Genomic DNA, 5820 nt, shown 5'->3' on the forward strand with positions numbered 1-5820 from the left:
GAATCCGGCGAGGAAGACTCGGTCTTCGTCAACCGTATTCGTCGCCATCACGTCCTCGGCCATCCCGGCGATGAGCGCAGCCTCGCCGGTGCCCCGCGTCGTGTTCGAATCCTCGAACCAGTTCCAACACTCGTTTGCGTTCGCGCTCGTCGTCTGGTCGGGATAGATGGCGATGTACGTCTCGCTCTCGGCGACGTCGTTCATCTTCGTCTCGTTCTTGAACTGGTCGGGACTCTGGGTACAGCCGTGAAGCATGACGACGAGCGGAATCGCCGATCCGTCGGCCCCTGTCGGAATGTACTTCTTGTACGTCCGGCCGTTGTACGTTTCCGAGGTGTACGCGCCCGCTGCCGCACTGCTGGTTCCAGCGACGAGCGTGCTCGCGCCGACCGTCGCGCCGACGGACTTCAGGAGGGTGCGTCGTTTCATCCGCATGGTCACAGGTCCCTCGTGAATCCGGAGACGAACTCCCAGATGATCCGACTGGCGTCCGGCCCGCCGGGCGCGGTGAACTCCCCGCCAGCGACTCCACCGGACCACGCGTGATCCATGCCCTCGACTTGCCAGTGTTCGACGAGCGAGTTACCGTTCTCGTCGTGATACTCGGATACAGTGTAGTCCAAACTCGAACCTTGGCCGCTGTAGGTGCGGTCAGCCGTCGTATCGACGTTGTCGTCGTCCGACCCATCGGACGCGAGGTCGTTGGTCTGAATCGCCTGTTTCGTCGCCTGCTTGCCGTTGATAGGGTAGACGGTCGTGTCCGCCGTCCCGTGGAAGACGATGGTCGGCAGTTCGCTCACGGTATCGTAGATGTCCATCGTATCGTAGGCGTCGGTTCCCTTCAACTCGGGGTCCGGCCCACCGTACAGCATCGCCGTCGTTCCGCCCGCCGAGGTGTCGGCCGCGTCGTACTCCAAGCCGGAGTGAACGCCGCCCGCCGCGTAGATGTCGGCGTACTCCGCGAGTAGGTTCGGTACCATCGCCGCACCGGCCGAGAGTCCGGCGACGTACACGCGCTCGGGGTCGCAGTTCTCGGCGTCGATGGTCGTCCGCGTCATTCCGGCGATGACGGCCGCCTCGCCGTAGCCTCGCATCGTGTTCGCATCGTAGAACCAGTTCCAGCACTGGGCCGGGTTCCGCGCGTTGTACTGGTCGGGGTAGATGACGACGAACCCCTCCTCGTCCGCGATGCTGTTCATCCGTGTCTCCTCTCGGAACTGGTCCGCATCCTGCGAACAGCCGTGGAGCATCACCATCAACGGCGGGTTCGACCCCGCCGAATCCGGGACGTATCGCCAGTAGTCGAAGCCGTCGTAGTAGTGGTTCGTGTAGCTTCCCGTCGCCGCCGCCGTTCCCGCACTTCCCAAGACGCCCGCTGTGGCCACCGTACCGCCCACCGACCGCAGGAGCGTTCGCCTGTCAATTTTCATGCTATGACGAAACGCACCAATGATGTCGAGCAAAATCTATTACTGGGTTAATATGTAAATATTACCCGATGCGCGCGATATTTACCGTCGTCCGCGTCGGCGTGAACAGCCGAACGCGGCGTGTATCGCGCTGATGAGCGTATTGCTGGGGTCGTGTGAAAGTTCCCAGCACATCATCCCGCCGAAGTCGTTCTCCCTGACGTACCGAGATTTCTCCATGACCGAATGACGGTCGTCGTAGGTGACGAAGGTGTCATCCGTCTCCGAATACAGCCACGGGACGCGCGCCTCGCGATGCCAGTGATACTGGTACTGGGGTTTGCTCTTCAGTTGACGAATGGCGTGATACGATTCGGTGTCCGCGCCGTCGAACGGTTGGAAGAGTCCCCGATTCTCGTTTTTCACGTTCTCGAAGACGAAGCCGTAAAACGGCGTCCCGCAGACGAGTTTGTCCCGCGCGATGGGCTTCTCGGCCCAGTACTGCATCGCGTGGTCCACCGTGAGAAGTTCCTGCCAGTACGTCGGGTCGTCGTACGGCGCGTACAGCGGTGCGTTGAAGTTCGTCGCGGAACTCCAGCTTCCATAAAAGTTGTAGTTCATCACGTTGATGAAGTCCAGGTACTCCGCGATTTTCCCCACCTCCAACGGGTCGATGTTCGACGGGATGGGGGCCGCCGCCATGCTGAGTTCGTAGTGCTGGTCGTCCTCCTTCCCGGCCTCGTCCAACTGTCTGCGGAGTTCTTCGAGCAACAGCGTGAAGTTTTCCGGGTCGTCCTCCCGAACCGAACCGTCCGGGTATTCCCAATCGATATCGATGCCGTCGAAGTTGTATTTTCGGAGGTGTTCGACGGCCGTTCGGGCGAACCGTTTTCGACTGTCGGCCGTCGAGGCGGCGGCCGACATGTTGTCCCCGAACTCCGCGATTGTGAGCATGAACGTCGTCCACGGCTGTTCGTGCGTGATCTCCTCGAACCGGTCGAGCACCTCGGGAGCGTAATCGCCCGTGACGGCGAGTTTCACCTCGCCGTTCGCTTCCGTTTCGAGAAACGCGTAGTTCAGGTGCGTTAGTTTGTCGTACGGCACGTCCCGCGGCGTGTAGTCGCCCGCCCACGACGGGTAGTACGCGACGACGCGTTTGTCCGACCGTCGTCTGTGTCGGTGGCGATGGTGGTCTTCGTCCACTTCCCTCGCCTCGGCCGTGTTCCCGAACAGAGCCAGCGTCGTCGCCGCTCCGGCACCCTGTAGGTATCGCCGCCGTCCCACGCCGCTATTTTGTATTTTCATCCACCGTAGCGATAAATATAATAATAAATAAAAATATACCCTAGCTTCATAATTTCACCTCTCAAATTTTGGGAATTGTGGATATTATCGGAAACGGAAAACCGGTCGTTGGTTCCGAAACCCCGAAACGAGCACCAGTTATTAACGACACACGAGCCGTAGTTCGAGGCGGATTCGGACGAACTTCGGTCGCCAAATCCGAGAACCGATCCACGAATTTCATCATGCAACTGAATCACACCAATCTCACCGTGTCGGACGTGGAGACCACGGCGGCGTTCTTCGAGGAGTACTTCGACTTGCAGAAACGGGGTGGCAGTCCCGCCATCACGATTCTCTCGGACGACGCCGGGACCGTCCTGACCCTGATGCGGGGAAAGAAGGGCGAAGACATCGAGTACCCGAGCAGTTTCCACATCGGCATCTTCGTCGACGACGAGGACCTCGTGGACGAGAAACACCGCCGATTGGAGGAGGACGGCTACGACGTGACGGACGTCAAAATGCGGCACAACACCTACGATTTCTACGTCGAAGCACCGGGCGGGTTCTCCATCGAATTCGGGGCCAGATAGGTCAGTCGAGGTGTCGATACCTTCCGCGGTTCTGAATCGCAGAGCAGTCGTCGAGGTCGTCGATTCCGCCACGAATCACCTTTCCGAAGGGCTATGTCGATTTCTGCTAGAGTTCCTAAGTGATTCATACATGAACGGATTAGCAGGGAAGACGGCACTCGTGACGGGAGCAGGGTCGGGAATCGGGCGTGCGTCCGCGTGCCGATTCGCCGAGGAAGGCGCGAACGTCGTCGTCGCCGACATCGTCGAGGATTCGGCCCGTGAAACGGTCGAACTCATCGAGGACGCTGGCGGTGACGCGACGTTCGTCGAAGTGGATGTTTCCGACCTCGTGTCCGTCGAGCACATGGTCGATGTCACGGTCGAAACCTACGGAAGCCTCGATTTCGCGCACAACAACGCGGGAATCCTCACGGACTTCGTGGAGATGACCGGTATCGAGGAAGGTCACTGGGACAGGTTGCTCGACATCAATCTGAAGGGGATTTGGGCCTGCATGAAGGCCGAACTCCCCGTCATGAACGAACAGGGAAGCGGTGCCATCGTCAACACGGCGTCCGAGGCCGGTTTGGTTGGAATGGGCGGGCTATCCAGCTATTCGGCCAGCAAACACGGGGTCGTCGGGCTGACCAAGTCGGCCGCGCTCGAATACGCCAGTCGGGGCGTCCGAATCAACGCCATCGCGCCCGGTCCGACGAAGACGAACATCCAATCCGGATTGATGGGCGGACCCGGCGCTTGGTCGTCGATGTCGCTGCGGGACCGTCTCAGGACGGCCATCGAACTGATTCGGACGGCGATTCGGACGGTGTGGTCCGATTTCGATACGTCGGCCATGCGGGACGTCCCGATGGACCGCATCGCCGAACCGGAGGAGATGGCCGGGGCGGTGGCGTTCCTCTGTTCGTCCGACGCTTCGTACATCACCGGGCACACCTTGCCCGTCGACGGCGGGCAAGCGGCCGACTGAGAATCGACGGCACGGGATTTCGTCACTCCTCGCCGAGCGCGTACGCTTTTCCGCCGTCACGGAGCGTACACGAACGGTACGGCTGGAACGCGTTCCGAAATCGAGCCTCGGAGGCGTGATTTCACCCGAATATCGTGGTGTAGAGCAGCCAGACGTTGAGCACGGAGATCAGCGCGACGATGACGCCCATGACGCCCGTCGTGCTGGTGCGGTTGACGAACGAGCCCATAAGGCCCTCTTCGCGGGTGAAATAGACGAGCGGTATCAGGACGAACGGCAACTCGAACGAGAGGGCGACCTGGCTGGCGACGAGGACGCTCGTCGGGTCGAATCCGGCGATAACGACGACGAGACTGGGAACCAGCGTGACCGAGCGCCGGATCCAGACGTTCACGTTCCAGTCCAGAAACCCGTCCATGACGGTCTGGCCGGACATCGTCGCGACGAGCGAGGAGGAGAGTCCGGCGGCGATGAGCGCGATGCCGAACGCGAGGCTGGCGTTCGTGCCGAAGACGCCGCTCAGGGTGACGTAGGCATCGTTGAGCGTGCTGATTCCGGTCCCGGTGAGTGCCGCGGCGGCGACCACGAGCATCGCGGCGTTGACGAACATCGCACCGAACAGCGCGACGATGGTGTCGATCGACTCGTAGCGGAAGTGGTCGCGGTGGACGTCTTCGGTGTCTCCGGACTCGGCGACGAGGCGTTCCCGTCTGTCCTGCACGATGTAGGGGTGGAGGTAGATCGAGTGGGGCATCACGGTCGCGCCGAGGATACCGATGGCGACGTAGAGGGCGTCGGCGTTCGGGATCGATGGCGCGAGACCGGCGGCGACCTGTCCGGTGGTGGGCTGGGCGAGTATGACCTCGAAGACGAAGGCGAGTGCGATGACCCCGACGAGGGCCATAATCACGTACTCGATGGTGCGAAAGCCCCGCTTGTAAGCGGTGCGGACGCCGAGCAGCGCGAAGCTGGACGCTCCGGCAAGGATTGCGCCGCCGGGAAGCGGGATGTTGAAGATGAGGCTGAACCCGATGGCTGCCCCGATAATCTCCGCCATGTCGGTGGCGATCATCGCCAGTTCGGCGGCCGCCCAGAGGACGATCACGACGTGCCGCGGGAGACGTTCACGGCAAAGCTGTGCGATTCCTTTTCCCGTGGCGATACCGAGTTTAGCAGCGACGATTTGGATACCCATCGCCATCATCGAGGCGAGCACGATCACCCAGAGAAGAGCAGTGCCGTACTTCGCGCCGCCGGAGATGTTCGTCGCCCAGTTCCCTGGGTCCATGTACGCGACCGAGATGAGAAAGCCCGGCCCCATGTACTTCGCCAGCTCGCGAAAGGAGAAAGTACGATTAGACATTGGTTACCAGTAGTTTAGACGCGCCTAATAATATTATTTGTGGTTCCAACACCATCTGCCGAACTGTCGATTGAGGCGCTCAAATCACCACGAGAGGCGTATTCAGTTATCAATCGGAGTCCTTCCGCTCGCAACGCTCCGTACGGTCGAAACGACGCTCGTGACGAACACTTATCCTCCCTGATCGAATGGAGGCGT

General features: G+C 60.7%; 6 protein-coding genes. 2 read left to right on the forward strand and 4 right to left on the reverse strand.

All coding sequences use genetic code 11. The annotated features are described in order from the left end of the window. The 3 genes from WBV42_RS05780 to WBV42_RS05790 all read right to left on the reverse strand — a co-directional run. On the reverse strand, positions 1-429 hold a 429-nt coding region (locus WBV42_RS05780), incomplete at its 3' end, for an alpha/beta hydrolase family esterase (protein WP_423985183.1). A gap of 8 nt (positions 430-437) precedes the next feature. Then, entirely contained in the window at positions 438-1430 is a 993-nt protein-coding gene (locus WBV42_RS05785) for an alpha/beta hydrolase family esterase (RefSeq protein WP_423985184.1), read from the reverse strand. Between the two features lie 81 nt (positions 1431-1511). Further along, the gene (locus tag WBV42_RS05790; RefSeq protein WP_423985185.1) at positions 1512-2714 is read right to left on the reverse strand and encodes a glycoside hydrolase family 18 protein; all 1203 of its coding nucleotides are present in this window, start codon (positions 2712-2714) and stop codon (positions 1512-1514) included. 224 nt (positions 2715-2938) lie between these two features. On the opposite strand from WBV42_RS05790, the gene WBV42_RS05795 reads away from it, so the two are divergent. Continuing rightward, on the forward strand, positions 2939-3289 hold the full coding sequence (locus tag WBV42_RS05795) for a VOC family protein (protein ID WP_423985186.1): 351 nt from the start codon (positions 2939-2941) through the stop codon (positions 3287-3289). 130 nt (positions 3290-3419) lie between these two features. After that, a complete protein-coding gene (locus WBV42_RS05800) occupies positions 3420-4259 on the forward strand; it encodes an SDR family NAD(P)-dependent oxidoreductase (RefSeq protein WP_423985187.1) in 840 nt (279 codons plus the stop codon). A gap of 121 nt (positions 4260-4380) precedes the next feature. On the opposite strand, the gene WBV42_RS05805 is transcribed toward WBV42_RS05800, so the two are convergent. Continuing rightward, positions 4381-5622, reverse strand: coding sequence for an Nramp family divalent metal transporter (locus WBV42_RS05805; protein WP_423985188.1), 1242 nt, complete (start codon positions 5620-5622; stop codon positions 4381-4383). Positions 5623-5820: the final 198 nt, after the last annotated feature.

This window comes from Haladaptatus sp. (genome assembly GCF_049589095.1).
Classification (GTDB): Archaea; Halobacteriota; Halobacteria; order Halobacteriales; family Haladaptataceae; genus Haladaptatus.